This window comes from Neisseria sp. HMSC070F02, assembly GCF_001814225.1.
Classification (GTDB): Bacteria; Pseudomonadota; Gammaproteobacteria; order Burkholderiales; family Neisseriaceae; genus Neisseria; species Neisseria meningitidis.
Map to the genome: position 1 here is coordinate 1 of NZ_KV815502.1, position 204 is coordinate 204.

1 pseudogene is annotated in these 204 nt (G+C 51.0%); it reads left to right on the forward strand.

From position 1 onward, the window contains the following. Positions 1 to 126 (forward strand): annotated as a pseudogene (locus tag HMPREF2959_RS12450) (glucose-1-phosphate thymidylyltransferase); the annotation flags it as partial. Positions 127 to 204 lie beyond the last annotated feature (78 nt).

Below are 204 nucleotides of genomic sequence, written 5' to 3' on the forward strand. Positions count from 1 at the left end.
ATCGCCTGCCTCGAAGAAATCGCTTGGCGCAACGTCTGGCTGACGAAAAAAGATGTGGAAACACGGGCAAAGCCTTTGGAAAAAACCGCCTACGGGCAATACCTGCTGCGCCTAATCGGCAAATAAATGCCGTCTGAACCACTTTCTTCAGACGGCATACAGAGAAAATCATGAACATCATCGACACCGCCCTCCCCGACGTAA